This window comes from Streptomyces sp. NPDC007929, from assembly GCF_042959065.1.
GTDB lineage: Bacteria > Actinomycetota > Actinomycetes > Streptomycetales > Streptomycetaceae > Streptomyces.
In genome coordinates this window covers 260662-286426 of sequence record NZ_JBIBKD010000008.1, presented here as the reverse complement: position 1 = coordinate 286426, position 25765 = coordinate 260662, and the positions used below count along the sequence as shown (strand labels likewise).

The following is a 25765-nucleotide window of genomic DNA, read 5'->3' as shown; positions in this document are numbered from 1 at the left end:
TCGAAAGGCAGGTGAAGGCACCGGGTGGCCGCGGCGGACGACCCCGCCGCGGCCACCCGGGGCCGTACCGCTGTGGCTGCGTACATCCTCCGACGCGTCATGGGCGCCGTGCTGTTGCTGCTGGTGGTCAGCGCAGTCACATTCGCCATCTTCTTCCTGGTGCCCCGCCTCGGGGGCCAGACGGCCGACCAGTTGGCCACCCAGTACGTCGGCAAGGACGCGAACCCCGAGTCCGTCGCCGCGATCAAGCAGAACCTCGGGCTGGACCAGCCGGTCTACGTCCAGTACTGGGACTTCATCAAGGGCATCGTGATCGGCGCCGACTACAAGTTCGGCCCCGAGGCGACGCACTGCGGCGCACCCTGCTTCGGGTACTCCTTCAAGAGCCACGTCGAGGTGTGGCCCCAGCTCACGGAGCGGATCCCCGTCTCCTTCTCGCTGGCCGTCGGTGCCGCGGTGATCTGGGTGGTCTTCGGTGTCCTCACCGGTGTCGTCTCGGCACTGCGCAAGGGCAAGCCGATCGACCGCATCACCATGTTCATCGCCCTCGCCGGCGTCTCGCTGCCGATCTTCTTCACCGGCCAGATCCTGCTCGCGCTCTTCGTCTACGAGATCCCCGTCTGGGACAGCGTCGACTACGTCCCGTTCACCGAGAACCCCGCCGAATGGGCCTGGCATCTGCTGCTGCCCTGGGTCAGTCTCGCGTTCCTCTTCTCCGCGCTCTACGCCCGGCTCACCCGGGCGGGCATGCTGGAGACGATGAGCGAGGACTACATCAGAACGGCCAGGGCCAAGGGCCTGAGGGAGACCACGGTCGTGGCCAAGCACGGGCTGCGCTCCGCGCTCACCCCGATCGTCACGATCTTCGGCATGGACTTCGGCATCCTCATCGGCTCCGCGGTGCTCACCGAGACCGTCTTCTCGCTCCAGGGCATCGGCGCCTACGCCATCCAGTCCATCCAGACGAACGACCTGCCGATCATCATGGGCGTCACCATGGTCGCGGCGTTCTTCATCGTCTTCTGCAATCTGATCGTCGACCTGGTGTACGCCGCCATCGACCCCCGGGTGAGGTACTCGTGAGCAAGCTCGACAAAGCCGCGCTCGGCGAACCGGACTCCACCGCCCCGTCCGCCCCGGACGACGTGTTCCTGTCCGTCCGTGATCTGCGCATCCACTTCGACACCGACGACGGCCTGGTCAAGTCCGTCGACGGCGTCAGCTTCGACGTGCGCAAGGGCAAGACCCTGGGCATCGTGGGCGAGTCCGGCTCCGGCAAGTCGGTCACCTCGCTCGGCGTGATGGGCCTGCACCGCTCGGCACGCGCCAAGGTCTCCGGTGAGGTCTGGCTCGACGGCCAGGAGCTGATCGGGGCCGACCCCGAGGAGGTACGGCGGCTGCGCGGCCGGAAGATGGCCATGATCTTCCAGGACCCGCTGTCGGCGATGCACCCCTACTACTCCGTGGGGCACCAGATCGTCGAGGCGTACCGCGTGCACCACGACGTCAGCAAGAAGGTCGCCAAACAGCGGGCGATCGAGATGCTCGACCGGGTCGGCATCCCCGAGCCCGGAAAGCGGGTCGACGGCTACCCGCACGAGTTCTCCGGCGGTATGCGCCAGCGCGCCATGATCGCCATGGCGCTGGTGAACAACCCCGAGCTGCTCATCGCCGACGAGCCGACCACCGCCCTGGACGTCACCGTGCAGGCGCAGATCCTGGATCTCATCCACGATCTGCAGAAGGAGTTCGGCTCCGCGGTCATCATGATCACCCACGACCTCGGTGTGGTCGCCGAGATGGCCGACGACCTGCTGGTCATGTACGGCGGCCGGTGCGTGGAGCGCGGCCCCGCCGAGGACGTGTTCTCCGAGCCCCGCCACCCGTACACCTGGGGCCTGCTCGGCTCGATGCCGCGCATGGACCGCGAGGAGACGGACCGGCTCATCCCGATCAAGGGCTCGCCGCCCTCCCTCATCAACCTCCCGTCCGGCTGCGCCTTCAACCCGCGCTGCCCGTACGCGGACGTCCCGAAGGACAACGTCACCCGCACGGTCCGCCCCGAGCTGACCGAGGTCGGCGGCTCGCACTGGGCCGCCTGCCACATGACGCAGGAGCAGCGGGAGCGTATCTGGACCGAAGAGATTGCGCCGAAGCTGTGAGCGACGACAAAACGGTGAGCGAAGACGGCACCAAGGTGAGTGAAGACGGCGCCAAAGTGAGCGAAGACGGCGCCAAGGTGAGCAAGGACGCCACCCCGGCACCGGACACCGGCGGGAGCACCCTCACCAAGGGCGGCACCGGCGACCGCGAGGTCCTGCTGAAGGTGACCGGCCTTCAGAAGCACTTCCCGATCCGCAAGGGCCTGCTCCAGCGGCAGACCGGCGCGGTACGGGCCGTCGACGGCGTCGACTTCGAGGTGCGCAAGGGCGAGACGCTCGGCGTGGTCGGCGAGTCGGGCTGCGGCAAGTCCACCATGGGCCGGCTGATCACCCGGCTGCTCGAACCGACCGGCGGCAGCGTCGAGTTCGAGGGCAAGGACATCACGCACCTGAAGACCGGCGAGCTGCGCCCCATGCGCCGCGACGTGCAGATGATCTTCCAGGACCCGTACTCCTCGCTGAACCCCCGCCACACCATCGGCACGATCGTCGGCGCCCCCTTCCGGCTCCAGGGCGTCGAGCCCGAGGGCGGGGTGAAGAAGGAGGTCCAGCGGCTGCTGTCGGTGGTCGGCCTCAACCCCGAGCACTACAACCGCTACCCGCACGAGTTCTCCGGCGGTCAGCGCCAGCGCATCGGCATCGCCCGCGCGCTCGCCCTCAACCCCAAGCTGGTCGTGGCGGACGAGCCGGTCTCCGCGCTGGACGTGTCGATCCAGGCGCAGGTGGTGAACCTGCTCGACGACCTCCAGGACGAGCTGGGCCTGACGTACGTGATCATCGCGCACGACCTGTCGGTGGTCCGGCACGTCTCGGACCGGATCGCGGTGATGTACCTCGGCAAGATCGTCGAGCTGGCCGAACGCGACCAGCTGTACAAGTCCCCGATGCACCCGTACTCCAAGGCCCTGCTGTCGGCCGTGCCGGTCCCGGACCCCAAGCGCCGGGGCGCCAAGAGCGAGCGCATCCTGCTCAAGGGCGACGTGCCCTCGCCGATCGCCCCGCCGAGCGGCTGCCGCTTCCACACCCGGTGCTGGAAGGCGACGGAGATCTGCAAGACGACCGAGCCGCCGCTCAAGGAGCTGCGCGCCGGGCAGCAGGTCGCCTGCCACCACCCGGAGAACTTCGCGGACCAGCAGCCGCAGGACACCAAGTTGCTGTCGTCGGCCAAGGAGGCGGCGGAGACCTCCGCCACCGCCGTGCAGAAGTGACGCACCCCGAGCCCCCGCCCTCGTACATCAGGGCGGGGGCTCACCCGTGGGTGAAAATGAGCGGGTGCTCCAGCAACTCTTCAGCCCGTCCGTCCAGCACACGCTCGACCTGATCGGCATCTTCGTCTTCGCGATCTCCGGCGCCCTGCTGGCCGTGCGCAAGAACTTCGACGTGTTCGGCATGGCCGTCCTCGCCGAGGTGACCGCGCTGGGCGGGGGGCTGTTCCGGGACCTGGTCATCGGGGCCGTACCGCCCGCCGCCTTCACGGACCTGGGGTACTTCCTGACCCCACTGCTCGCCACCCTGCTGGTCTTCTTCCTGCATCCCCAGGTGGAGCGGATCCAGGTCGCGGTGAACGTCTTCGACGCGGCCGGCCTCGGCCTGTTCTGCGTCGCCGGCACGATCAAGGCGTACGAGTACGGGCTCGGCCTGACCGCCTCGGCCGGACTCGGGCTGACGACCGCGGTGGGCGGCGGTGTGCTGCGCGACGTCCTCGCCAACGAGGTGCCCTCCCTGCTGCGCTGGGACCGCGACCTGTACGCGGTCCCGGCGATCGTCGGCTCCGCGCTCATCGCCCTCTGCATCCGCTACGACGTCCTGAACCCGTTCACCAGCGGCCTGGCGGTGATCACCGCCTTCGTACTGCGGCTGCTCGCGATGCGGTACCACTGGCGGGCTCCGCGGGCGTGGCACCGCCGGTCGACGGTGCGTGAGGAGGAGCAGCCCGTCCTGCCGTGAGGGCACGGGCGCCCATCCGCTGAGTCGCCACCCTTGACTACGAACGGAAAAGCTACCGCTTAGTAGTAAGTTCTTGTACTGTTCAGCCATGCCAGAAGCAGCCACCGCCGCCCGGGCCACGATCGGCGACAGCGAGTTCGACCGCGACACCGCGCTCACCCGCCGCGCGCCCGGCGTCTACGACATCGACCTCTCCGCCGGCTGGACGATCATCAGCGCCGTCAACGGCGGTTATCTGCTGGCCGTCCTGGGCCGCGCCCTCGCGGACGCCCTGCCGCACGCCGACCCCTTCACGATCTCGGCGCACTACCTGACCGCGTCCCAGCCCGGCCCCGCGGTCGTCCGCACGGATGTCGTCCGCGCCGGCCGCACCCTGTCGACCGGCCAGGCCTCCCTCCTCCAGTACGACGACGAGGGCCGCGAGGTGGAACGCATCCGTGTCCTCGCCTCCTACGGCGACCTGGACACCCTGCCCGACGACGTCCGTACGACGGCCCGGCCGCCCGCGATCCCGCCGCTGGAGCACTGCTTCGGCCCGGAGGACGGACCCGCCCCGGTCGACGGCAGCTCGGCCATCGCCGACCGGCTGATGCTCAAGCTCGACCCGGCGACCCTGGGCTGGGCCCTCGGGCAGCCCTCCGGCAAGGGCGAGATGCGCGCCTGGTTCGGCCTCAAGGACGGGCGCGACCCCGATCCGCTCTCCCTGCTGCTCGCGGTGGACGCGCTGCCGCCCACCGCCTTCGAGATCGGGCTCAAGGGCTGGGTGCCGACCGTCGAACTGACCGTGCACGTCCGCTGCCGTCCGGCCCCGGGACCGCTGCGGGTGTCGATCACCACGCGCAACCTCGCCGGCGGCTTCCTGGAGGAGGACGCCGAGGTGTGGGACAGCGCGGACCGGCTGGTCGCCCAGTCCCGGCAGCTGGCGCGGGCCCGGCTGGGCTGAACCTCGCCTCGTTGACAGACGGTTCACAGGGCGGTCCCAAGGGAGGCCCAGGCGGGGTTGGTTGAGTTCAGGTCTCCGGACTTCCTCACCCTCCCTGGAGTTGTCTCTCATGAAGCGTGCGCGTCTCCTTCCCGCCGTGGCCCTGCTGGCGCTCTCGCCCCTGGCCCTGGCGGCCTGCGGGTCGGGCGACTCGTCGTCGTCCTCGAACGGCGGGGGAGGGGTGGGGAAGCAGGCCTGCCAGGCGCCTTCGGGTGCGCCGTCCGGGGCGCCTTCGGGTGCCGCCTCCGCGGGCGCCGAGCCGACGGGCATGCCGTCCGGGGCGCCCTCGGGGATGCCCAGCGGTGCGCCGGGGGGCGGTCAGGGCGGCGGCCAGGGCAGCGGCTGCGGCGGGCCGGGTGGCGGCGGGCAGGCCGCGGGTGGTCAGGGGCAGCAGTCCCAGCAACCTCAGCGGTCGCAGAAGGAGCAGAAGGAGCAGGAAGAGCAGTAGGAGAGTAGGCGCGGTAGGCGCAGTGAGCCCCGGTCGGCCCGGGGTGCGGCAGGGGCGGGGCGTCCGGCGAACGGGCGCGCCGCCCCCGTGCGTTGTGGTGTGCGTGGTCGCGAAACCGCCGATCCGGCGTACGAAACTGTCAATCCAGCCAGTGCAGGCGGCCGAGGCCGATCAGCCGCATCTGGCGGGCCGCCAGCTCCGCGACCCGCCGGGTCCGCTCCGGGCGCTCCTCCTCCGGCCCTTCGAGAGCCTCCAGGAACAGCGAGGCCGCGCTCAGCATCTGGTCGACGTAGAGATGCGCGAGCATCAGCAGGTCGTCCTCGCTCCAGCCCGCGGACACCGGGTCCTTGGCGAGTTCGTCCTTCACCTCTTGGGCGAACCGGGCCAGTTGCTCCCGTATGGCCTCCCGGACCGGCTGAACTCCGCCATGCCGTTCACGGGCGATGAAGCGGACATGGGCGGGGTACCCGTCGACGTGACGGGCGATCAGGTCGATGGCGCGCGTGACGCGTTCCTCGCGGTCGCCCGTCGTGGACACCGTCGTCCGGATCATCGGGTGCAGGCTGCCCAGCGCCTCCTCGACCAGGGCCACGCCCAGATCCGCCGTGGAGCGGAAGTGGCGGTAGAAGGCGGTCGGCGCGACACCGACGGCGCGGGTGACCTCGCGCAGTCCCAGGCTGCTCAGGCTCTGCTCCTCCAGCAGCGCCAGGGCCGCGTCCAGGAGTGCCTGCCGGGTCTTCTGCTTCTGGGCCTGCCGGATGCCGAGGGTGTGACTCATGCCATGCAGTTAACAACTGTTCTCTGGAATTGCAAAGTCATGAGAGGCGTTAGACTGGGAAGTCAGTGAACAACTGTAACTACAACCGTTCACCGAAACGTTGGGGGCTGTTACCCGTGCTGTTCATCGTCGCCGCGCTCCTGCTGCTGGGTGTCGTCCTGGGCACCGTCGCGCACGCGCCGCTCACCCTGTCCGTCGCCCTCGGCGCCGTCATCGCCGTCTGGCTCGGCATCTTCGCGCTCCGCGAGCGCGGCCGCCGGCGCCACACCCAGGCCCACTGACGCCGGCGCCGTCCACCCTTCCTCCGATCCGACCCCGGGAGTCGATCATCATGCAGCTCACCGCTCCGGCCTCGCGCCGCACCGGTATCCGTGACACCGACGGCATGGCCGTCGCGTCCTTCATCCTCGGCCTGCTCGGCCTGCTCGTGCTCAACCTCTTCCTCGGCCCCATCGCCATCGTGCTGGCGAGCGTCGCCCTGTGGCGCGGCACCGAGCGCCGCGGCCGGGCGCTGCTGGGCCTGGGCCTGGGCGTCGCCGACCTGCTGGTCCTCGCGGCCTTCATGGAGTTCGACAGCACCATCTCGTGGAGCTTCTGAGCCGCCGTCGGACCACCGTCCGCCGGTACGCCGCGGCCGGGCCCGGGGACGACGGGCCGCCGCCGCGCCGCACGGCGGTTCAGGTTCGGCCAACCTTGGGCTGAGACCGGTCGAAGGGGAGCCGTAGAATCGGGCTCACCATGGCTTACCTCGACCACGCCGCGACCACTCCGATGCTCCCGGAGGCGGCAGAGGCGCTCACCGCCCAGCTGGGTGCCACCGGCAACGCGTCCTCCCTCCACGCATCCGGCAGGCAGGCCCGCCGCACCGTCGAGGAGGCCCGCGAGATCCTCGCCGAAGCCCTCGGCGCCCGCCCCAGCGAGGTCGTCTTCACCTCGGGCGGCACGGAGGCCGACAACCTGGCCGTCAAGGGCCTCTACTGGTCACGCCGCGACGCCGATCCGGCCCGCACCCGCGTCCTCGCCAGCCCCGTCGAGCACCACGCCGTCCTCGACGCCGTGCACTGGCTCGGCGAACACGAGGGCGCCACCGTCGAGTATTTGCCGGTCGACTCCCACGGCCGCGTCCACCCGGACGCCCTGCGCGAGGCGATCGCCCGCAACCCCGACGACGTGGCCCTCGCCACCGTCATGTGGGCGAACAACGAGATCGGGACGATCCTGCCGGTGCGTGAACTCGCCGACGCGGCAGCCGAGTTCGCGGTCCCGCTGCACGCGGACGCCGTCCAGGCCTTCGGTCAGATTCCGGTGGACTTCGCCGCCTCAGGCCTCGCCGCGATGACCGTCTCGGGCCACAAGATCGGCGGGCCCTACGGCATCGGCGCGCTGATCCTCGGCCGTGAGCACACCCCCGTACCGGTCCTGCACGGCGGCGGCCAGGAGCGCCATGTGCGCTCCGGCACCCTCGACGTGCCCGCCGTCGCCTCCTTCGCCGTCGCCGGCCGCCTGGCCGCCGAGCAGCGGGAGTGGTTCGCCCGGGAGATCGGCGCCCTGCGCGACGCCCTCGTCACCGCGGTCCGTTCGGCCGTCCCGGACGCGATCCTCGGCGGCGACCCGGACCCCGAGGGCCGTCTTCCGGCCAACGCGCACTTCACCTTCCCCGGCTGCGAGGGCGACTCCCTGCTGCTCCTGCTCGACGCCCAGGGCATCGAGTGCTCCACCGGCTCCGCCTGCACCGCCGGTGTCGCCCAGCCCAGCCATGTCCTCCTCGCCACCGGCACGGACCCCGACCTGGCCCGTGGCACCCTGCGCTTCTCCCTGGGCCACACCTCCACCGAGGCCGATGTCGAGGCCCTGGCGAAGGCCATCGGCCCGGCGGTGGAACGGGCGAGGGCGGCGGGGCTGACCTAGGGCCGCGGGAGCCCGCGGACTCAGGCCGGTGTCGTACGCGCCCGCCGGACCAGGCGCAGGTACCTGTCCCAGTCCCAGTGCCGCCCCGGGTCCGTGTGGTCCGTGCCCGGGACCTCCACGTGGCCGATGATGTGCTCGCGGTCGACGGGTATGTCGTAGCGGGCGCAGATCCGGGCCGTGAGACGGGCCGAGGCCTCGTACATCTCGTCCGTGAGGTCCTGCGGACGGTCCACGAAACCCTCGTGCTCGATGCCGACACTGCGTTCGTTGTAGTCACGGTTGCCCGCGTGGTAGGCCACGTCCAGCTCGCGGATCATCTGCGTGACATGACCGTCCTGCCGGACGATGTAGTGCGCCGCCGCCTTGTGCCCCGGGTCCTGGAAGGCCTTCACCGCGCTGGCGAAGCTGCCCTGTGTGACGTGCACCACGACCATGTCTATGCCGTAGTCGTCGGGGCGGTCCGCGCGCCGCCAGTTCGCGTCCGACGCCGCCACCCAGCGGGCGCCCGCGTAGTCGACCTCGCCCTCCTTGCGCGGCTTCTCGACGCCCGGAGTGCGCCACCACAGCCGCGCCAGCTCGTCCCGGGCGAGCACGGCGGAGCCCGCCGCGGCCACCGTCCCGCCGATCAGCAGCGCGCGGCGGCCGACCTTCCGGTCGCCGTCCCTCGAAGCCTTCCGCTCTCCCATGTGATCGTCAACGGATACCCGGCGGCCCTGGTTCCCGCGCCCCCGTACCCTGGAAGGGTTATGACTGACACCCCGCAGCGCCCCCGCCCCCTCCGCGTCCTGGCCGCCATGTCCGGCGGAGTCGACTCCGCCGTCGCCGCCGCCCGCGCGGCCGAAGCGGGCCACGACGTGACCGGCGTCCACCTCGCGCTCTCCGCCAACCCTCAATCCTTCCGGACGGGCGCGCGCGGCTGCTGCACCATTGAGGACTCACGCGACGCCCGCCGCGCCGCGGACGTCATCGGCATCCCGTTCTACGTGTGGGACCTCGCCGACCGCTTCCGCGAGGACGTCGTCGAGGACTTCGTCGCCGAGTACGAGGCCGGCCGCACCCCCAACCCGTGCCTGCGCTGCAACGAGAAGATCAAGTTCGCCGCCCTCCTCGACAAGGCGCTCGCGCTGGGCTTCGACGCGGTCTGCACCGGCCACTACGCCCAGGTGATCGTCCGCGAGGACGGCATCCGCGAGCTGCACCGCGCCTCCGACATGGCCAAGGACCAGTCGTACGTCCTCGGCGTGCTCGACGACCGGCAGCTCGCGCACGCGATGTTCCCGCTCGGCGACACCGTCACCACCAAGGACGAGATCCGCGCGGAGGCCGAGCGCAGGGGCCTGGCCGTGGCCAAGAAGCCCGACTCGCACGACATCTGCTTCATCGCCGACGGCGACACCCAGGGCTTCCTCGCGAACCGACTCGGCAAGGCCGAGGGCGACATCGTCGACGAGTCCGGCGCCAAGGTCGGCACCCACGAGGGCGCGTACGGCTTCACCATCGGCCAGCGCAAGGGCCTGCGCATCGGCACCCCCGCCGCCGACGGCAAGCCGCGCTACGTCCTCGACATCTCGCCGGTGGACAACACGGTGACCGTCGGCCCGGCCGCCGCGCTGGACGTCGGCGCCCTGATCGCCGTCAAGCCCCGCTGGTGCGGCGCCGCCCCCACCGGCCCCGGCACCTACACGGCCCAGCTGCGCGCCCACGGCGGCGAGACCGAGGTCACCGCGGAGCTGGTGGACGGCGAGCTGCGCGTGTCGTTCGCGGAGCCGGTCCGCGGCGTCGCCCCCGGCCAGGCGATCGTGCTGTACGACGGCACGCGCGTGGTGGGCTCGGCGACGATCGCGTCGACGACCCGGGCCACGGCGGGCGTGGCCTGACCCGTCCCGTGCGACGGCGGGCGTGGCCTGACCCGCCCCGCGCGACGGCGGGCGTGGCCGACCCGTCCCGGACCCCGGCGGGGCGCGGCGCCACGCGCGCGTGGTCCCGCGCCCCCGGCTCAGTCCCGGCTGAAGAACTCCGTCAGCACCGGCGCCAGCACATTCGGCTCGACCATGTGCGTCTGCCCCTGGAGCGTGCGGTACGTGCCCTCGGGGACCGTGTCCGCGATCGCCCGGGCCGCCTCACGCAGCCACCCGGGGCTCGCGTCGCCCGCGACCGCGAGGACGGGGACACCGACCGAGCCCAGCCTGGAGCGCGGGACGGTGCCGTCGCCCATCACGGCGTCGTCGTAGGCGAGGCTCGTGGCCATCGTCTCCATACCGGCCCACATGGGGGACTGGCGGGCGCCCTGGATCACGCCCTCGGCCAGGCCGGTCAGCCGCAGGAACAGCTCGACCGCGTCCCCGCGCCGTCCCTCGCCGAGCGCCTCCGTCAGCCGCTCCGTGTACCGCGCACGCTCCTTGGCGCCCTCCTCCGACATCGCGAACGGCGTCTCGTACACCGCCACGCGCCGTACCGGCAGCCCGCTCGCCGCTGCCTGAAGCGCCAGCGCCCCGCCCGAGGAGATGCCGTACAGGAACGCCTCGCCGCCCACCGCCTCGATCACCGCGGCCAGGTCCTCGACCTCACGCTCCACGGCGTACGGCGCGGTGTCCGCGCTGGCGCCGCGGCCCCGGCGGTCGTACACCACGGCCTGGAAACGCTCCGAGAGCGACACGGCGAGCGGCGCCAGGGTGCCGCCCGTCGACATGGCCCCGCTCACCAGGACGACCGCGGGACCGCGGCCGGTGCTCTCGTAGGCGATGCGGGTGCCGTCGCGCGAAAGGGTCTTCTTGTCCATGCTCACGCAGACTGCCGCACGCCGCGGTGTTCATCGGTGAAGCGGTCGGCGCGTCAGCCGATCAGAACACTTCGACGTCGTAGAAGCACAGGTGGTCCTTGATCTCGGCGACGTCCGGCTTGGGGTCCGGATACGCCCAGACGAGGTCCGCCGCGTCCGGCCGCGACCAGTAGGAGGCGGTGCCCTTGAACGGGCAGTACGTCTGCGTACCGGACGGCGTCAGCAGGTCCAGGCGCACGTCCTCCGGCGGGATGTAGTACCGGTCGGGACAGCCCGTCTCGCGCAGCACCAGCGACCGGTCGCTCTCCGCCAGCACCTGCCCGTCGTGCACCACGCGCACGTGCCCGCCGCCGCGCTCGATGGTGATGCGATGTCCTCTGGTCACGATCGCCCCTCCTCGGGTAGCCGACTCCTGAGCTACAGCGCAGGCTGAAGCGGAGTTCTTCCCTCGCCGCAGGAGGCCCCCGATGCGCGCCACGCAACCGGCCGGAAACCGCTCCCGTCTGCTCCACCAGGTCCGGTACGCGCTGCGCCACCCGGAGCGCGTGCCCGCGCACGCCCGGCGCGCGGCGCGGGACGCCTGGCTGCGGCTGCGCCACCCCGACCACATCGCCTACTACCGGGCGGTCATGGCCTCGGACGCGGCCCGCAGCGCCGAGGCGGCGGTCGGGCACAACCCCTCGCGCGAGCAGTGGGCGCGGATCGGCCGCATGCAGTTCGACTACCTGGTGGGCCACGGCCTGCGGCCACACCACCGGATGCTGGAGATCGGCTGCGGCAACCTGCGCGCCGGGCGCCTGTTCATCGACCACCTCGACACCGGGCACTACTACGGCATCGACATCTCGCCACACATCCTGCTCGCCGCCCAGGACACCCTCGTCGCCGGGAAGCTCCAGCCCAAACTGCCCTATCTGGCCCTCGCCGACGACCTCACCTTCGCCTTCCTGCCGGACGCCCACTTCGACGTCGTGCACGCGCACAGCGTCTTCTCGCACTCGCCGCTGCACGTCATCGAGGAGTGCTTCGCCCACGTCGGCCGGATCCTCGCGCCCGGCGGGTTCTTCGACTTCACCTTCGACCGCACCGAGGGCGAGGAGCACCAGGTCCTGCACGAGGACTTCTACTACCGGACGCGGACCCTCACCGAGCTCGCCGCCCGGCACGGCCTCGACGCCCGGTTCATGGACGACTGGGAGCGCCTGCCCCACCGGCAGTCCAAGATGCGGGTCACCGTCGCGGCGGACCGGGCCCCTACGGTGGGCTCATGAACATCTGTGTCTTCCTGTCCGCCGCCGACCTCGACGAGCGCTACACCACTCCCGCGCGGGAGTTCGCCGAGCTGCTGGGCAAGGGCGGTCACACGCTCGTGTGGGGCGGCTCCGACGTCGGCCTCATGAAGGTGGTCGCCGACGGGGTGCAGGAGGCGGGCGGCCGGCTGGCCGGCGTCTCCGTGCAGTTCCTCGCGGCCAAGGCCCGCCCGGGCGTCGACGAGATGGTCGTCGCCAAGGACCTCGCCGAGCGCAAGAAGCTGCTCCTGGAGAGGGCCGACGCCGTGGTGATCATGGTCGGCGGCACGGGCACGCTCGACGAGGCGACCGAGATCCTGGAACTGAAGAAGCACGGGCACACCGACAAGCCGGTGGTCCTGCTCAACACGGCGGGCTTCTACGACGGCCTGAAGGAACAGTTCCGCCGCATGGACGCCGAGGGCTTCCTGCCCCGGCCCCTCACCGACCTGGTGTTCTTCGCCGAGGAGCCGGTGGGGGCGCTGGCGTACCTGGAGGAGAGCCAGGGCATCGAATGACCCGGAACTGATGCGAGCATGGCGGGCATGGCTACTCATGTGATCACCGGAGCCGGCTCCGGCATCGGCGCGGCCGTGGCCCGCCGTCTGCACGCGCGCGGGGACGAACTCGTGCTGCACGCGCGCGACGCGGGCCGCGCCAAGGAGCTGGCGGCCGAGTTCCCCGGGGCGCGGACCCTGGTCGGCGACCTCGCCGACCCCGACCGGCTCTCCTGGGCCTTCTCCCACCAGTCGCTGCCGGACCGCGTGGACTCGCTGCTGCACATCGCCGGCGTCGTCGACCTCGGCCCGGTCGGCGAACTCACCCCGAAGGCCTGGCGCCACCAGCTCAACGTCAACCTGGTCGCCCCCGCCGAGCTGACCCGCCACTTCCTGCCCCAACTGCGCGCCGCCCGCGGCCACGTGCTCTTCGTCAACTCCGGCGCCGGCCTCAACGCCCACGCCGACTGGTCCGCCTACGCCGCCTCCAAGCACGGCCTGAAGGCGCTCGCCGACTCCCTGCGCCACGAGGAGCACGCGAGCGGGGTCCGCGTCACCTCCGTCTACCCCGGCCGCACGGCCAGCCCCATGCAGGCCAAGGTCCACCAGCAGGAGGGCAAGGAGTACGACGCCGCGCGCTGGATCGACCCGGAGTCCGTCGCCACGACGATCGTCATGGCCCTGGATCTGCCCCGGGACGCGGAGGTCAACGACCTGACGGTGCGCCCGGGGCGCTGACCCGGTGAACCTCCTGCGTAGGCTTCTTGGGTGAGCGAAAACAGCCAGTTCAGGTTCGGCGCGGCCACCGGCGTGGGGTCCATGCCGGGCGGCGACGCCCGAGAGGCCGCCAAGACCGTCACCGGCACCTTCGAGGACTTCCCCTTCCTGCCCGAACTGCCCGCCCGGGGACCCGGCGCGGACATGATCGGGCGGACCGCCGGCCTGCTCGTCGAGCTGTACGCGCGCGTGGAGCCCAGCGGGTGGCGCCTCGGGGACCGGCCGGGCCGGGACACCAAGCGGGCCCGCTCCTGGCTCGGCGAGGACCTCGACGCGCTGGAGGAGTTCACGCAGGAGTTCCAGGGGCCGCTGAAGGTCCAGGCCGTCGGCCCCTGGACCCTCGCGGCCAACCTGGAGCTGCGGGGCGGTGAGGTGGCGCTGTCCGACCCGGGGGCCTGCCGCGACCTCGCCGCCTCGCTCGCCGAGGGGCTGCGGCTGCATCTCGCCGAGGTGCGGCGGCGGATCCCCGGCGCGCAGCTCGTCCTCCAGCTCGACGAGCCGTCCCTCACCGCCGTCCTGCGCGGGCAGGTGAAGACCGCCAGCGGCTACCGCACCCACCGGGCCGTCGACCGGCAGCTCGTCGAGCAGACCCTGCGCGACCTCGTCGGCACGCACACCGACGGCCCGGTCGTGGTCCACTCCTGCGCTCCCGGCGTGCCGTTCGCGCTGCTGCGCCGGGCGGGCGCGGCGGCCGTCTCCTTCGACTTCTCGCTGCTCACCGAGCGTGACGACGAGGTGATCGGGGAGGCCGTGGAGGGCGGCACCCGGCTGTTCGCCGGTGTCGTCCCGTCCGCGGAGGGCCCATTGTCAGACCCTGCCGGTAGCGTCATGGGTGTCAGGACGCTGTGGCGCAGGCTGGGGCTGTCTCCGGGGCTTCTCGCGGAGGCGGTCACGGTCACCCCGGCGTGCGGACTCGCGGGGGCCTCCCCGCAGTACGCGCGCAGTGCTCTCGCGCACTGCGCCCGGGCGGCGAGATCCCTCGCGGACAACCCAGAGTAACGGGAGGACGACACGGTGGCCGGCGACAAGCAAGCGGAGACGACGACGGTGCCCGCCGAGGCACGGGAGAAGCACGCGCGCCTCGCGGAGCAGATCGAGGAGCACCGCTTCCGCTACTACGTGAAGGACGCTCCGGTCGTCAGCGACGCGGAGTTCGACCAGCTGCTGCGTTCCCTGGAGGCGCTGGAGGAGGAGTATCCGGAGCTGCGCACCCCGGACTCGCCGACCCAGAAGGTCTCCGGCTCCTACGCGACGGAGTTCACGGCGGTCGAGCACCGCCAGCGCATGCTGTCCCTCGACAACACGTTCAACGACGAGGAGATGGCCGCCTGGACGGAGCGCATCGCCAGGGAACTGGGCGAGCAGGACTACCACTTCCTGTGCGAGCTCAAGGTCGACGGCCTCGCGGTCAACCTCACCTACGAGCACGGCCGCCTCACCCGCGCGGCCACCCGCGGCGACGGCCGCACCGGCGAGGACATCACGCCGAACGTGCGGACGATCGCGGAGATCCCCGACCGCCTCAAGGGCGACTCCGTCCCCGGCCTCGTGGAGATCCGCGGCGAGGTCTACTTCCCGATGGAGAAGTTCCAGGAGCTCAACGCCCGCCTCGTCGAGGCCGGCGACAAGCCCTTCGCCAACCCGCGCAACGCGGCGGCCGGTTCACTGCGCCAGAAGGACCCGCGCGTCACCGCCACCCGCCCCCTGCACATGGTGGTGCACGGCATCGGCGCCCTGGAGGGCTTCACCGGCCTCACCCGCCTCTCCCAGGCCTACGACCTGCTGAAGTCCTGGGGACTGCCCACTTCCGGCCACAACCGGGTGGTCGACGGCCTGGACGGCATCCGGGAGTTCATCGCCTACTTCGGCGAGAACCGCCACTCCGTGGAGTGGGAGATCGACGGCGTGGTCGTCAAGCTCGACCAGATCCCCCTCCAGGGCCGCCTCGGCTCCACCTCGCGCGCACCGCGCTGGGCCATCGCGTACAAGTACGCGCCGGAGGAGGTCAACACCAAGCTCGTCAACATCCGCGTGGGCGTGGGCCGCACCGGCCGGGTCACCCCTTACGCCCAGGTCGAACCGGTCACGGTCGCGGGCTCCGAGGTCGAGTTCGCCACGCTCCACAACCAGGACGTGGTCAAGGCCAAGGGCGTCCTCATCGGGGACACGGTCGTGCTGCGCAAGGCCGGTGACGTCATCCCGGAGATCCTCGGCCCCGTCGCCGACCTGCGCGACGGCAGCGAGCGCGAGTTCGTGATGCCGAGCGAGTGCCCCGAGTGCGGTACGGCGCTGCGGCCGATGAAGGAGGGCGACGTCGACCTGCGCTGCCCTAACGCCCGCACCTGCCCGGCCCAGTTGCGCGAGCGCCTGTTCTACCTGGCCGGCCGCAAGGCGCTGGACATCGAGCACTTCGGCTATGTGGCGGCGGCGGCCCTCACCGCCCCGCTGGAGCCGAAGGAGGCGCCCCTGGTCGACGAGGGCGACCTGTTCGACCTCACCATCGAGCAGCTGCTGCCCATCAAGGCGTACGTCCTCGACCCGGACAGCGGGCTGCCCAAGCGCGACCCGAAGACCGGCGAGGAGAAGGTCGCCACGATCTTCGCCAACCAGCAGGGCGAGCCCCGCAAGAACGCCCTCGCCATGCTGGAGAACATCGCGGCGGCCAAGGAGCGCCCCCTCGCCCGGGTCATCACCGGCCTGTCCATCCGTCACGTCGGGCCCGTGGCCGCCGAGGCGCTGGCCCGCGAGTTCCGCTCGATCGAGCGGATCGACCAGGCCACGGAGGAGGAGCTGGCGGGCACCGAGGGCGTCGGGCCGACCATCGCCGCCTCCCTGAAGCAGTGGTTCGCCGAGGACTGGCACCGCGACATCATCCGCAAGTGGAAGGCCGCGGGCGTCCGCATGGAGGAAGAGAGCACCGGCGAGGACGAGGGGCCGCGCCCCCTCGAAGGCCTCACCGTCGTCGTCACCGGCACCCTCGAACACTTCACGCGGGACGGCGCCAAGGAGGCGCTGCAGAGCCGCGGAGCGAAGGTGACCGGCTCGGTTTCGAAGAAGACGTCGTTCGTCGTGGTGGGTGACAGCCCCGGTTCGAAGTACGACAAGGCGATGCAGCTGAAGGTTCCGGTCCTGAACGAGGACGGTTTCGGCGTCCTGCTGGAGCGGGGACCGGACGCGGCGGCCGAAGTCGCCCTTTCGGCCGAGGAGTAGCGGTTGAAGGCCACCCGTTCGGCGCATACCAGATGCATACGGGTGGCCGGGGCGCATTCGGGCAACCGTCGGCGACCGCTGCCCCTGGAAGCCTTCTGCGGCCTACTGTTGAGATGTGCGCCTGCCGTGCCCAGCTGCGGTCGGGGCATCGTCGTGCTCGCACAGAGCGCGGGGAAGGGTTTTCGGACGCGGGCCGCCTGAGGGTTGTCGGGCACCGGGCCGCGGGGCGTGGGCACCGCCGGCTGTGAGAGGGACGGGAATGGAACCGACCGAGAGCGCCGTGCCGGGCTCACGGCTGCGCCTGCGCCGCATGGCGGTCGCCTGGCGCGCAGTCCGTGAGGCCGTGCGGCCGGCGGGGCGTCCGGGTACGGAGGTGCGCGCCGTCGGACAGTACACCCCGGACGGACGTGGTGGTGCGGGGCGCGCCGCGGACGGCCCCGGGGCACAGCCGATCAACGAACACCAGCCCGGACTCACCGGCGACGACACGGACGGCCAACGGCACCGGTCCTGGCCCGCGCTGCCCGCGGCCGTCGTCGCGGGTGCCGGACTCGTCCTGGGCGCCGGCTTCTACCACGCCTTCACCGACGGCCACGCGCTCTTCCCGGCGGGCACGGCCGGCTGGTCGCTGGCCGTGCTGACCGGCATCATCGTCGGCCACCTCGTCATGCTGGGGCGCTCCCGCTGGTGGGGCGGCACCGGCTCGGGCGCCGCCCTCACCCTCGCCGTCCTGCTGCTCTACGGCTGGGTTCCGGCCGGCATGGTCAGCCTCACGGTCGTCGTGCTGGTCGGCGTGGCCCGCCGCAACCGCTGGCGCCAAGGCGTGCTGCACGGCGCGGTCGACCTCCTCGGCATCGGCGCCGGCGCGCTCGTGCTGGGCGTCTTCGGCACGGTGCCGTCCGTCGAGTCCCCGGCGGAGCCCGCCGCCTGGACCCTCGCCACCGCACCCCAGGTGGCCCTGGTCGCCGTCGCCTACCTGATGGTCACCCGCGTCCTGCTCTGGTACCTGCACGCCCCGCGCCCCGGGCTGCCCACCGTCGCCCGCACCGCCCTGGTCAGACAGGGCCTGGTCGCGGTCGCGCTGCTGGGGATCGCTCCGCTGGTCTGCGTGGTCGCCGTGGCCAAGCCGATCCTGCTGCCGCTGTTCTCCATCCCGCTGATCGCCCTGGACTCCACTCTGTGGATCGCCCGGGCCCGGGCCGAGGAGCAGCTGCGCGATCCGCTGACCGGTCTGCCCAACCGTCAGTGGTTGCTGGAGCGCATCTGGACGGCTCTGGACGACGCGGAGCGGATCAACGCCCGCGCCGCCCTGATGCTGATCGACCTCGACCGCTTCCGGTCGGTCAACGACACGCTCGGTCATCTCGCCGGTGACCGGTTGCTGTTGCAGATCGCCGACCGGCTGCGGGTGGCGCTGCCGCGCGGGGCGGAGGCGGCCCGGCTCGGCGGGGACGAGTTCGCCGTCTTACTGCCGGTCGCCGACTCCACGACCTCCGCGACCCGGGTCGCCCGCAACCTCGTCGCCGCGCTCAGCTCCCCCCTCGACCTCGACGGCCTCACCCTCGTCCTGGAGGCCAGCGCGGGAGTCGCCGTCTTCCCCGACCACGCGCTGGACGCCGAAGGACTGCTGCGGCGGGCCGACGTGGCGATGTACCAGGCGAAGCGGGACCGCACCGGTGTCGAGGTCTATGAGTCCAAGCGCGACTCCAACACCCCCGACCGGCTCGGCCTGCTGGGGGATCTGCGCCGCGCTCTCGACGCGCACGAGGTGCATCTGCACTACCAGCCCAAGGTCCGCTTCGACGGGCAGGTGGCGGGTCTGGAGGCCCTGGTCCGCTGGGTGCACCCCGAGCGGGGGAAGGTGCCGCCGGACGAGTTCATAGCGATCGCCGAGTCCTCGGGGCTGATGCCCCACCTCACCGAGTACGTCCTGGAGACCGCGCTCGGCCAGGTCGCGCACTGGCGGGAGCAGGGCCTGTTCGTCCCGGTCGCGGTGAACGTCTCCCCGCGCGATGTGCACACCCCCGGTTTCGCCGGCTCCGTCGCCGCCCGGCTGGCCCGGCACGGCGTCCCGGCGGGAGCGCTCCAACTGGAGATCACCGAGCACGTCCTCCTGGAGGACCCGCAGCGCGCTGCCGACACCCTCAACCAACTGACCGCGCACGGCGTGAAGATGTCCCTCGACGACTTCGGTACGGGCTACTCCTCGCTCGTGCACCTGCGCCGGCTCCCGGTCAGCGAGCTGAAGATCGACCGTTCGTTCGTGGCCCGGCTCGCGGTCGACGCCGAGGACGCGGAGATCGTGCGCTGCACGGTCGACCTCGCCCACTCCCTGGGTCTGCTCGTCGTCGCCGAGGGTGTCGAGGACGACGAGACCTGGGAGCGGCTGCGCGACCTCGGCTGCGACGCCGTCCAGGGCTGGCTGGTCGCGGCGGCGATGCCCCCGGAGGAGACCACGGCATGGCTGCTGGCCCGCGGCCCCCGGGGCTGGCAGCGCCCCCGCGCCGCCCTCCCCGCGGCCACCGCCGACGAGTAGACCCGACGCGCCAGTAGACCCGACGCGCTCCGTGCGCCCGGCCGCTCACCCCATGAACCGGCCGATCAGCAGTGCCAGGCGCCGCTCATGCGCCTCCTCGGGCAGGCGCCCGCTGCGGGTCAGGGTCACCAGGCCGTGCAGGCCGGCCCAGTACGTCTCCGTCAGTACGTCCGTGTCCTCGCCGTCGGCCGCGATCGGCGAGACGGCCTGGCGCAGTTCGCCGAAGGCGGCCTGGAGGGCGGGCGGCGCCTCGGGGGTGGCGAAGGGCAGGTCCACGGCGAGCGTGAAGATCACGTCGTAGAGAGCGGGCCGCCGCCGGGCGAAGGCGGTGTACGCACCGCCGACCGCCGCGAGCGCCTCGCGGGGGCTCCCCGCCGCCGTGCGCGCCGCCCGCATCTCCTCGGCCAGGTCGGCGCAGCCCTGCACCGCCACCGCCGCCATGATCGCGCCCTTGCCCTTGAAGTGGCTGTAGAGGACCGGCTGGCTGTACTCGATCTCCTCGGCGAGTCGGCGCGTGGTCACCGCGTCCCAGCCCTCCGCCTCCGCCAGTTCGCGGGCGGCCGTCACGATCAGCCGCTCGCGCTCCGCTCGTTCGCGCTCCCGGCGCTTCTGGATCGTCATGGTCGGATTCTAGCAGCGCTAGCATTCCTGTCGTCGCTCTGCTAGCTTCGCTCTTGTCCCTAGCGCTGCTAGGAATCCCGTTACAGCTGCCAGAAGCCCAGACATAGGAGAGAGCCATGACCGTCGCCGCCTACACCCTGGCCGTCGTGCTCAACCTGTTCTGCCTGTTCCTCGGCTACCGGTTCCTTTTCCAGCCCGCCCCCGCGGCCGCCGGCTACGGCGTCCCGGCCGACCCCGGCGGTGACGCCGGCGCCTACCTGACGATCAAGGGCCTGCGGGACGGCACCTTCGGGCTGGTCGGCCTGGCGCTGCTCGTCTTCGCGGGGGCCGGGGCCGAGGCCTGGTTCATGCTCGCCGTGGCTCTCGTGCCGCTCGGCGACACCCTGATCGTGCTGCGCAACGGCGGCACCAAGGCCGCCGCCTTCGGCATCCACTTCGCCACCGCGGTCGTCATCCTGATCACTGCCGGACTGCTCTTCGCGGCCTGAGGGGGCCCGAGAGGCCTCCCGGGCGCAAACCGTTTCACGGGCACGGCCCCCCGCCCCATAGGATTGGGCCAAACCACATTCACTCACCCCAGAGGATCGCTGCATGCCTGGCATCACGCGCGAGGAGGTCGCCCACCTCGCCCGGCTGGCGCGTCTGGAGCTGAAGCCCGAAGAGCTCGACCACTTCGCGGGACAGCTGGACGACATCATCGGCGCGGTCGCCCGCGTCAGCGAGGTCGCCGACCAAGACGTACCGCCGACCTCGCACCCGCTCCCGCTGACCAACGTCATGCGGGCGGACGAGGTCCGTCCGTCGCTCACCCCCGAGCAGGCGCTCTCCGGCGCCCCGGCCCAGGAGCAGCAGCGTTTCAAGGTGCCGCAGATCCTGGGGGAGGACTAACAGCCATGACGGACATCATCAAGCTCACGGCCGCCGAGACCGCCGCGAGGATCGCCTCCGGCGAACTCACCGCGGTGCAGGTCACCGAGGCCCACCTCGCCCGCATCGAGGCCGTCGACGAGAAGGTGCACGCCTTCCTGCACGTCGACCGCGAGGGCGCCCTGGCGCAGGCCCGTGCCGTCGACGAGAAGCGGGAGAAGGGCGAGAAGCTCGGCCCGCTGGCCGGTGTGCCCCTCGCGCTGAAGGACATCTTCACCACCGAGGGCATCCCGACCACCGTCGGTTCCAAGATCCTCGAGGGCTGGATCCCGCCGTACGACGCGACGCTCACCAAGCGGCTCAAGGCCGCCGACGTCGTGATCCTCGGCAAGACCAACATGGACGAGTTCGCCATGGGGTCGTCGACGGAGAACAGCGCCTACGGCCCGACCGGCAACCCCTGGGACCTCACCAAGATCCCCGGCGGCTCCGGTGGCGGCTCCTCCGCCGCGCTGGCCGCGCACATGGCCCCGCTCGCCATCGGCACCGACACCGGCGGCTCCATCCGCCAGCCGGCCTCCGTCACCGGCACGGTCGGTGTGAAGCCGACCTACGGCGCGGTCTCCCGCTACGGCATGGTCGCCTTCTCCTCCTCCCTCGACCAGGGCGGGCCCTGCGCCCGCACGGTCCTGGACGCGGCGCTGCTGCACGAGGTCATCGCCGGGCACGACCCGATGGACTCCACCTCCATCGACGAGCCCGTCCCGGCGGTCGTCGAGGCCGCCCGCAACGGCAGCGTGCAGGGCATGCGCGTCGGCGTCGTCAAGCAGTTCCGCGGCGAGGGCTACCAGGCCGGCGTCATCCAGCGCTTCGACGAGTCCGTCGAGCTGCTGAAGGAACTGGGCGCCGAGATCGTCGAGCTGGACTGCCCGTCCTTCGACCTGGCGCTGTCGGCGTACTACCTGATCGCGCCCTCGGAGTGCTCCTCCAACCTCGCCCGTTTCGACGGCCTGCGCTACGGCCTGCGCACCGGCGACGACGGCACGCACTCCGCCGAGGAGGTCACCTCCCTGACCCGCGAGGCCGGCTTCGGCCCCGAGGTCAAGCGCCGCATCATGCTCGGCACGTACGCCCTGTCGAGCGGCTACTACGACGCCTACTACGGCAGCGCCCAGAAGGTCCGCACGCTCATCAAGCAGGACTTCGACAAGGCGTTCGAGCAGGTCGACGTGATCGTCTCCCCGACGACCCCGACCACCGCCTTCGCGATCGGCGAGCGCGCCGACGACCCGATGGCGATGTACCTCGCCGACCTGTGCACCATCCCGACCAACCTGGCGGGCAACGCGGCCATGTCGCTGCCGTGCGGTCTCGCCCCGGAGGACAACCTCCCGGTCGGCCTGCAGATCATCGCCCCCGTCATGAAGGACGACCGCCTGTACAAGGTGGGTGCCGCCGTCGAGGCCGCCTTCGTGGAAAAGTGGGGCCACCCGCTGATCGAGGAGGCTCCGTCGCTGTGAGCGCACTGTCCAAGGCCAAGGGCTTCAAGAAGTCCAAGTCCGGTCTGTACGTGTCGATGGCCACGTCGGCGTTCGGCGCCGTCGGTGTCTACAAGCAGATCAAGAAGGCCCGCGGAGACAACGACACGCTGCGGCTGCTCGACGCCGTCGTGACCGGAGCCGCGGTCGTCACCAACCTGGCCATTCTCTACCGCGAGCTGAAGCGGCTGGGCGACGACGACGTCCTGCTGGGCTGAGAGGGAAGTACTCACCGTGACCACCACGACCGACCTGGTGTCGTACGAGGACGCACTCGCGTCGTACGACCCCGTCATGGGCCTTGAGGTCCATGTCGAACTCGGCACCAAGACCAAGATGTTCTGCGGCTGCTCGACCGCCCTCGGCCAGGACGCCAACACGCAGACCTGCCCGGTCTGCCTCGGCATGCCCGGCGCGCTCCCGGTCGTCAACGCGACCGGCGTCGAGTCCGCGATCAAGATCGGCCTCGCGCTGAACTGCGAGATCGCCGAGTGGTGCCGCTTCGCCCGGAAGAACTACTTCTATCCGGACATGCCGAAGAACTTCCAGACCTCTCAGTACGACGAGCCGATCGCCTTCAACGGCTACCTCGACGTGCAGCTGGAGGACGGCGAAACCTTCCGCGTGGAGATCGAGCGCGCCCACATGGAGGAGGACACCGGCAAGTCGACGCACGTCGGCGGTGCCACCGGCCGCATCCACGGCGCCTCGCACTCGCTGCTGGACTACAACCGCGCCGGCATCCCCCTCATCGAGATCGTCACCAAGCCGATCGAGGGCGCCGGCGAGCGTGCCCCCGAGGTCGCGCGGGCCTACGTCCGTGAGCTGCGCGAGCTCATCAAGGCGCTCGGCGTCTCCGAGGCCCGGATGGAGATGGGCCAGATGCGCTGCGACGTGAACCTGTCGCTGCGCCCGCACGGCCGGGAGAAGTTCGGCACGCGTTCCGAGACGAAGAACGTCAACTCGCTCCGGTCCGTGGAGCGCGCGGCCCGCTTCGAGATCCAGCGGCACGCGGCCGTGCTGTCCTCGGGTGGCACGATCATCCAGGAGACCCGGCACTTCCACGAGGACACGGGGTCCACGACCTCGGGCCGTGTGAAGGAGGAGGCCGAGGACTACCGGTACTTCCCGGAGCCCGACCTCGTCCCGGTCGCCCCGTCCCGTGAGTGGGTCGAGGAGATCCGCGCCGGTCTGCCCGAGCTGCCGCTGGTCCGCCGCAACCGGCTCCGCGAGGAGTGGGGCGTCTCGGCCACCGACATGCAGGCCATCCTCAACGCCGGTGCGCTGGAGCCCATCGTCGCCACGATCGAGGCCGGGGCCGACGCCGCCTCCGCCCGCAAGTGGTGGATGGGCGAACTGGCCCGCAGCGCCAACGAGTCGGGCAAGGCGCTCGACGAGCTGGCGATCACGCCGGCGCAGGTCGCCCGGGTCACCGAGCTCGTCGCCAAGGGCGACCTCAACGACAAGCTGGCCCGGCAGGTCATCGAGGGCGTCCTCGCGGGCGAGGGCACCCCGGACGAGGTCGTCGACCAGCGTGGTCTGAAGGTCGTCTCCGACGAGGGCGCCCTGACCACCGCCGTCGAGGAGGCCATCGCCGGCAACCCGGGTGTCGCGGACAAGATCCGCGGCGGCAAGGTGGCCGCGGCCGGGGCGCTGGTCGGCGCGGTCATGAAGGCGACCCGGGGCCAGGCCGACGCGGCACGTGTCAAGGAACTGATCCTTCAGAAGCTGGGCGTCAGCGAGGGGTGACCCCCTGGGGACCCGACGAGGGGGGACGCACCGGACCTGGTGCGTCCCCCCTGGTCATGCTCGCAGAGGCGTCAGACGCGGCGGCCGACGACCCGGACGAAGCCCAGCGTCTCGCCCCGGTCCCGGCGCAGCATCTCGGCGCACTGGCCGGCCATCCGGACGTGCCACTCGTCCGTGTGCTCCTCGGCTACGATCTCGCACCAGCGCAGCCAGTCCCGCCAGCCGTCGTCCAGCCAGTCGGCGGTCTCCACGGCCACCGCCCCGCTGCGGGTCCAGTGGCGCCGCCACCATGTCGCGGAGTGGAAGCACCAGAAGTCGGGCTCCCAGTACGGCTTCAGATGCTCCGGCGGTTCGACGCCGTCGATCTCCTCCCGCAGCGCCGGTACGACGACGCCGATCCGCCCGCCGGGCTTCAGCAGCCGGGTCAGGCCGGGCAGGTACAGGTCGTTCGTGCCGAAGTACTGGTAGGCGTCGATCGAGACGATCGCGTCGAAGCCGTTCTCGCCGAACGGCAGGTCGTGGGCCTCGGCGAGCACGGGCAGGACCCGGTCGGCGACACCCGCCTCGGCGATGCGCCCGGCGTTGTCGTCGGGCTTGATCCACAGGTCGGCGGCCGTGACCTGGGCGTCGTACTCCCTGGCGAGGAAGATCGACGTCATGGCGCGGCCGCAACCGAGGTCGAGCACCCGGGAGCCGGGGCTCAGGGTGTCGAGCCCCAGGGCGGGGGCCAGCCACTCCAGCAGCCACAGCGCGTGCGGGCCCATCTGGTTGTCGATGGTCCAGCGGGCGTCGTAGCCGTTGCTGCGGGGGTAGCCGGGGTGGCTCACACGGTCAGTGAGGGGGTCGTTCGGGGTCCGGGAAGTGAGGTCCGACATCGGTGGACGGGCTCCTTGAGTCCTTGAGGAAGAAAGGGGATGCGGAGGAGCTCGGTCGGACCGTCAAACAACGCACCTGCTTCAGCCGGGCGGCGGGAGGCCGCGGGCATTTCTCGGACCAGCGGACGCTAACAGCGGGCCCGTCGCCCCCGCATCCGCTTTTCGCCGTCCCGCGCGCTACCGTCTCGGCCATGAGTGGACGCGCTGACTCCGACACCGAGGGAGAGATGGCGGACTCGGAGACGACCGTCGCACCGGACGAGACCGACGATCGGGCGGAGGACTCGGCACCGGACGAGACCGACGACCCGGCGGAGTGCGGGGACGGCGACCTCGCAGAGTGCGGGGACGGCGACCTCGTGGAGTGCGGGGAAGGCGACCCGGACGACCTCCCGGAGGGCGAGGAGGACGCGCGGCGGGCCCGCTGGACGGCCGCGGGCACCGGCGCGGCGCTGACCCTGGCCGGTCTGGCCGCGGCGCTGCTCCGCCTGACCCGGTCCACGCCGGCACTCGTCCCGGCCGCGTACGCGGGCGGCGCGGCCGTCTGCGCGGCCGCCGCCGTGCTGGGCTCGCGCGGGCGCACCCGGCGGGCGCTGTGGCTGCTGATCGCGGGCGTGATGGTGATGGCGCTGGGGGACCAGTTCGACTGATTCCGGCCGCTGTGAATAAGCCCACGAAACCGACAAATGATCTCGTGAGCCTGTAAGAGTGGCAGCGCATTGCTCATGCGTTCTTTGCTGGCCGTTCAGTTCATGTACGACTGTTCCCGGTCAAAGATCCACACAAGGCAACCCGGGAGCAC

At 71.5% G+C, this 25765-nt stretch carries 28 protein-coding genes; 22 read left to right on the top strand and 6 right to left on the bottom strand.

The window, feature by feature from the left end:
• Positions 1–72: 72 nt before the first annotated feature.
• The 6 genes from ACFZDE_RS27400 (at position 73) to ACFZDE_RS27375 (ending at position 5539) form a co-directional block, all read left to right on the top strand.
• Positions 73–1083: an ABC transporter permease subunit gene (locus tag ACFZDE_RS27400; RefSeq protein ID WP_391004273.1), complete on the top strand. Its 1011-nt coding sequence runs from the start codon at positions 73–75 to the stop codon at positions 1081–1083.
• Positions 1080–2162 (top strand): oligopeptide/dipeptide ABC transporter ATP-binding protein, encoded by a 1083-nt coding sequence (locus ACFZDE_RS27395; RefSeq protein ID WP_391004125.1) that lies wholly within the window; start codon positions 1080–1082, stop codon positions 2160–2162. Before ACFZDE_RS27400 ends, ACFZDE_RS27395 begins: the two co-directional genes overlap by 4 nt.
• A gap of 77 nt (positions 2163–2239) precedes the next feature.
• The gene (locus ACFZDE_RS27390; protein ID WP_391204456.1) at positions 2240–3370 is read left to right on the top strand and encodes a dipeptide ABC transporter ATP-binding protein; all 1131 of its coding nucleotides are present in this window, start codon (positions 2240–2242) and stop codon (positions 3368–3370) included.
• 64 nt (positions 3371–3434) lie between these two features.
• Complete coding sequence (locus ACFZDE_RS27385; protein WP_391004123.1) at positions 3435–4109, top strand: TRIC cation channel family protein; 675 nt, start codon at positions 3435–3437, stop codon at positions 4107–4109.
• Positions 4110–4197: 88 nt separating this feature from the next.
• Positions 4198–5052, top strand: coding sequence for an acyl-CoA thioesterase domain-containing protein (locus ACFZDE_RS27380; protein ID WP_391004121.1), 855 nt, complete (start codon positions 4198–4200; stop codon positions 5050–5052).
• Positions 5053–5161: 109 nt separating this feature from the next.
• Positions 5162–5539: a hypothetical protein gene (locus ACFZDE_RS27375; protein ID WP_391204148.1), complete on the top strand. Its 378-nt coding sequence runs from the start codon at positions 5162–5164 to the stop codon at positions 5537–5539.
• A 139-nt stretch (positions 5540–5678) separates the two neighbouring features.
• Here the strand turns inward: ACFZDE_RS27375 and ACFZDE_RS27370 are convergent, their stop codons facing one another.
• Positions 5679–6317 (bottom strand): TetR family transcriptional regulator, encoded by a 639-nt coding sequence (locus ACFZDE_RS27370; protein WP_391004117.1) that lies wholly within the window; start codon positions 6315–6317, stop codon positions 5679–5681.
• 116 nt (positions 6318–6433) lie between these two features.
• On the opposite strand from ACFZDE_RS27370, the gene ACFZDE_RS27365 reads away from it, so the two are divergent.
• The 3 genes from ACFZDE_RS27365 to ACFZDE_RS27355 all read left to right on the top strand — a co-directional run bounded on the left by ACFZDE_RS27365 (position 6434) and on the right by ACFZDE_RS27355 (position 8225).
• Positions 6434–6598, top strand: a complete 165-nt coding sequence (locus ACFZDE_RS27365; protein ID WP_391004114.1) for a hypothetical protein — start codon at positions 6434–6436, stop codon at positions 6596–6598.
• 50 nt (positions 6599–6648) lie between these two features.
• Positions 6649–6915 carry a hypothetical protein gene (locus ACFZDE_RS27360; RefSeq protein WP_031103607.1) on the top strand — a complete coding sequence of 89 codons (267 nt, stop codon included), beginning with the start codon at positions 6649–6651 and terminating at the stop codon, positions 6913–6915.
• 140 nt (positions 6916–7055) lie between these two features.
• Entirely contained in the window at positions 7056–8225 is a 1170-nt protein-coding gene (locus tag ACFZDE_RS27355; RefSeq protein WP_391004112.1) for an aminotransferase class V-fold PLP-dependent enzyme, read from the top strand.
• Between the two features lie 20 nt (positions 8226–8245).
• On the opposite strand, the gene ACFZDE_RS27350 is transcribed toward ACFZDE_RS27355, so the two are convergent.
• Entirely contained in the window at positions 8246–8911 is a 666-nt protein-coding gene (locus ACFZDE_RS27350; RefSeq protein ID WP_391004109.1) for an N-acetylmuramoyl-L-alanine amidase, read from the bottom strand.
• A 60-nt stretch (positions 8912–8971) separates the two neighbouring features.
• Between ACFZDE_RS27350 and mnmA the strand changes: the two genes are divergently transcribed.
• Positions 8972–10102, top strand: coding sequence for a tRNA 2-thiouridine(34) synthase MnmA (mnmA, locus tag ACFZDE_RS27345; protein WP_391004107.1), 1131 nt, complete (start codon positions 8972–8974; stop codon positions 10100–10102).
• A 119-nt stretch (positions 10103–10221) separates the two neighbouring features.
• On the opposite strand, the gene ACFZDE_RS27340 is transcribed toward mnmA, so the two are convergent.
• Both ACFZDE_RS27340 and ACFZDE_RS27335 read right to left on the bottom strand, forming a co-directional pair.
• Positions 10222–11004: an alpha/beta fold hydrolase gene (locus tag ACFZDE_RS27340; protein ID WP_391004105.1), complete on the bottom strand. Its 783-nt coding sequence runs from the start codon at positions 11002–11004 to the stop codon at positions 10222–10224.
• Between the two features lie 61 nt (positions 11005–11065).
• Positions 11066–11389 (bottom strand): DUF427 domain-containing protein, encoded by a 324-nt coding sequence (locus tag ACFZDE_RS27335; RefSeq protein ID WP_391204144.1) that lies wholly within the window; start codon positions 11387–11389, stop codon positions 11066–11068.
• Between the two features lie 82 nt (positions 11390–11471).
• Here ACFZDE_RS27335 and ACFZDE_RS27330 point away from each other — a divergent pair, with 82 nt between their 5' ends.
• The 6 genes from ACFZDE_RS27330 to ACFZDE_RS27305 all read left to right on the top strand — a co-directional run bounded on the left by ACFZDE_RS27330 (position 11472) and on the right by ACFZDE_RS27305 (position 19313).
• Positions 11472–12275 carry a methyltransferase gene (locus tag ACFZDE_RS27330; RefSeq protein WP_391204141.1) on the top strand — a complete coding sequence of 268 codons (804 nt, stop codon included), beginning with the start codon at positions 11472–11474 and terminating at the stop codon, positions 12273–12275.
• Positions 12272–12811, top strand: coding sequence for a TIGR00730 family Rossman fold protein (locus ACFZDE_RS27325; RefSeq protein WP_298556435.1), 540 nt, complete (start codon positions 12272–12274; stop codon positions 12809–12811). Before ACFZDE_RS27330 ends, ACFZDE_RS27325 begins: the two co-directional genes overlap by 4 nt.
• Before the next feature lie 18 nt (positions 12812–12829).
• Complete coding sequence (locus tag ACFZDE_RS27320; RefSeq protein ID WP_391004096.1) at positions 12830–13528, top strand: SDR family oxidoreductase; 699 nt, start codon at positions 12830–12832, stop codon at positions 13526–13528.
• 30 nt (positions 13529–13558) lie between these two features.
• Entirely contained in the window at positions 13559–14566 is a 1008-nt protein-coding gene (locus tag ACFZDE_RS27315; protein WP_391204137.1) for a methionine synthase, read from the top strand.
• Between the two features lie 15 nt (positions 14567–14581).
• Positions 14582–16777 (top strand): NAD-dependent DNA ligase LigA, encoded by a 2196-nt coding sequence (ligA, locus tag ACFZDE_RS27310; protein ID WP_391204134.1) that lies wholly within the window; start codon positions 14582–14584, stop codon positions 16775–16777.
• Between the two features lie 259 nt (positions 16778–17036).
• Positions 17037–19313 carry an EAL domain-containing protein gene (locus ACFZDE_RS27305; RefSeq protein ID WP_391204131.1) on the top strand — a complete coding sequence of 759 codons (2277 nt, stop codon included), beginning with the start codon at positions 17037–17039 and terminating at the stop codon, positions 19311–19313.
• Between the two features lie 45 nt (positions 19314–19358).
• On the opposite strand, the gene ACFZDE_RS27300 is transcribed toward ACFZDE_RS27305, so the two are convergent.
• Positions 19359–19934 (bottom strand): WHG domain-containing protein, encoded by a 576-nt coding sequence (locus tag ACFZDE_RS27300; protein ID WP_391004087.1) that lies wholly within the window; start codon positions 19932–19934, stop codon positions 19359–19361.
• 116 nt (positions 19935–20050) lie between these two features.
• Between ACFZDE_RS27300 and ACFZDE_RS27295 the strand changes: the two genes are divergently transcribed.
• From ACFZDE_RS27295 to gatB, 5 genes are all read left to right on the top strand, one after another.
• Positions 20051–20422 (top strand): DUF4267 domain-containing protein, encoded by a 372-nt coding sequence (locus ACFZDE_RS27295; protein WP_391204128.1) that lies wholly within the window; start codon positions 20051–20053, stop codon positions 20420–20422.
• A gap of 103 nt (positions 20423–20525) precedes the next feature.
• The gene (gatC, locus tag ACFZDE_RS27290) at positions 20526–20822 is read left to right on the top strand and encodes an Asp-tRNA(Asn)/Glu-tRNA(Gln) amidotransferase subunit GatC (RefSeq protein WP_018531282.1); all 297 of its coding nucleotides are present in this window, start codon (positions 20526–20528) and stop codon (positions 20820–20822) included.
• 5 nt (positions 20823–20827) lie between these two features.
• Positions 20828–22321, top strand: a complete 1494-nt coding sequence (gatA, locus tag ACFZDE_RS27285) for an Asp-tRNA(Asn)/Glu-tRNA(Gln) amidotransferase subunit GatA (protein ID WP_391004083.1) — start codon at positions 20828–20830, stop codon at positions 22319–22321.
• Entirely contained in the window at positions 22318–22557 is a 240-nt protein-coding gene (locus ACFZDE_RS27280) for a hypothetical protein (protein ID WP_019329755.1), read from the top strand. The genes gatA and ACFZDE_RS27280 overlap by 4 nt, the downstream gene beginning before the upstream one ends.
• A 16-nt stretch (positions 22558–22573) precedes the next feature.
• Positions 22574–24088 carry an Asp-tRNA(Asn)/Glu-tRNA(Gln) amidotransferase subunit GatB gene (gene gatB / locus ACFZDE_RS27275; protein WP_391204125.1) on the top strand — a complete coding sequence of 505 codons (1515 nt, stop codon included), beginning with the start codon at positions 22574–22576 and terminating at the stop codon, positions 24086–24088.
• A 71-nt stretch (positions 24089–24159) separates the two neighbouring features.
• On the opposite strand, the gene ACFZDE_RS27270 is transcribed toward gatB, so the two are convergent.
• Complete coding sequence (locus ACFZDE_RS27270; protein ID WP_391004079.1) at positions 24160–24963, bottom strand: methyltransferase domain-containing protein; 804 nt, start codon at positions 24961–24963, stop codon at positions 24160–24162.
• 191 nt (positions 24964–25154) lie between these two features.
• Between ACFZDE_RS27270 and ACFZDE_RS27265 the strand changes: the two genes are divergently transcribed.
• Positions 25155–25613, top strand: coding sequence for a hypothetical protein (locus ACFZDE_RS27265; protein ID WP_391204122.1), 459 nt, complete (start codon positions 25155–25157; stop codon positions 25611–25613).
• Positions 25614–25765 lie beyond the last annotated feature (152 nt).

Excerpts from the sequence above, each read along its gene's own strand:
- mnmA (WP_391004107.1), top strand. The coding sequence starts at position 8,972 with ATGACTGACACCCCGCAGCGCCCCCGCCCCCTCCGCGTCCTGGCCGCC.
- ACFZDE_RS27265 (WP_391204122.1), top strand. The coding sequence starts at position 25,155 with ATGAGTGGACGCGCTGACTCCGACACCGAGGGAGAGATGGCGGACTCG.
- ACFZDE_RS27380 (WP_391004121.1), top strand. The coding sequence starts at position 4,198 with ATGCCAGAAGCAGCCACCGCCGCCCGGGCCACGATCGGCGACAGCGAG.
- gatC (WP_018531282.1), top strand. The coding sequence starts at position 20,526 with ATGCCTGGCATCACGCGCGAGGAGGTCGCCCACCTCGCCCGGCTGGCG.
- ACFZDE_RS27360 (WP_031103607.1), top strand. The coding sequence starts at position 6,649 with ATGCAGCTCACCGCTCCGGCCTCGCGCCGCACCGGTATCCGTGACACC.
- ACFZDE_RS27300 (WP_391004087.1), bottom strand. The coding sequence starts at position 19,934 with ATGACGATCCAGAAGCGCCGGGAGCGCGAACGAGCGGAGCGCGAGCGG.
- ACFZDE_RS27305 (WP_391204131.1), top strand. The coding sequence starts at position 17,037 with ATGGAACCGACCGAGAGCGCCGTGCCGGGCTCACGGCTGCGCCTGCGC.
- ACFZDE_RS27350 (WP_391004109.1), bottom strand. The coding sequence starts at position 8,911 with ATGGGAGAGCGGAAGGCTTCGAGGGACGGCGACCGGAAGGTCGGCCGC.
- ACFZDE_RS27325 (WP_298556435.1), top strand. The coding sequence starts at position 12,272 with ATGAACATCTGTGTCTTCCTGTCCGCCGCCGACCTCGACGAGCGCTAC.
- gatA (WP_391004083.1), top strand. The coding sequence starts at position 20,828 with ATGACGGACATCATCAAGCTCACGGCCGCCGAGACCGCCGCGAGGATC.
- ACFZDE_RS27370 (WP_391004117.1), bottom strand. The coding sequence starts at position 6,317 with ATGAGTCACACCCTCGGCATCCGGCAGGCCCAGAAGCAGAAGACCCGG.
- ACFZDE_RS27320 (WP_391004096.1), top strand. The coding sequence starts at position 12,830 with ATGGCGGGCATGGCTACTCATGTGATCACCGGAGCCGGCTCCGGCATC.
- ACFZDE_RS27355 (WP_391004112.1), top strand. The coding sequence starts at position 7,056 with ATGGCTTACCTCGACCACGCCGCGACCACTCCGATGCTCCCGGAGGCG.
- ACFZDE_RS27340 (WP_391004105.1), bottom strand. The coding sequence starts at position 11,004 with ATGGACAAGAAGACCCTTTCGCGCGACGGCACCCGCATCGCCTACGAG.
- ACFZDE_RS27330 (WP_391204141.1), top strand. The coding sequence starts at position 11,472 with ATGCGCGCCACGCAACCGGCCGGAAACCGCTCCCGTCTGCTCCACCAG.
- ACFZDE_RS27295 (WP_391204128.1), top strand. The coding sequence starts at position 20,051 with ATGACCGTCGCCGCCTACACCCTGGCCGTCGTGCTCAACCTGTTCTGC.
- ACFZDE_RS27270 (WP_391004079.1), bottom strand. The coding sequence starts at position 24,963 with ATGTCGGACCTCACTTCCCGGACCCCGAACGACCCCCTCACTGACCGT.
- ACFZDE_RS27375 (WP_391204148.1), top strand. The coding sequence starts at position 5,162 with ATGAAGCGTGCGCGTCTCCTTCCCGCCGTGGCCCTGCTGGCGCTCTCG.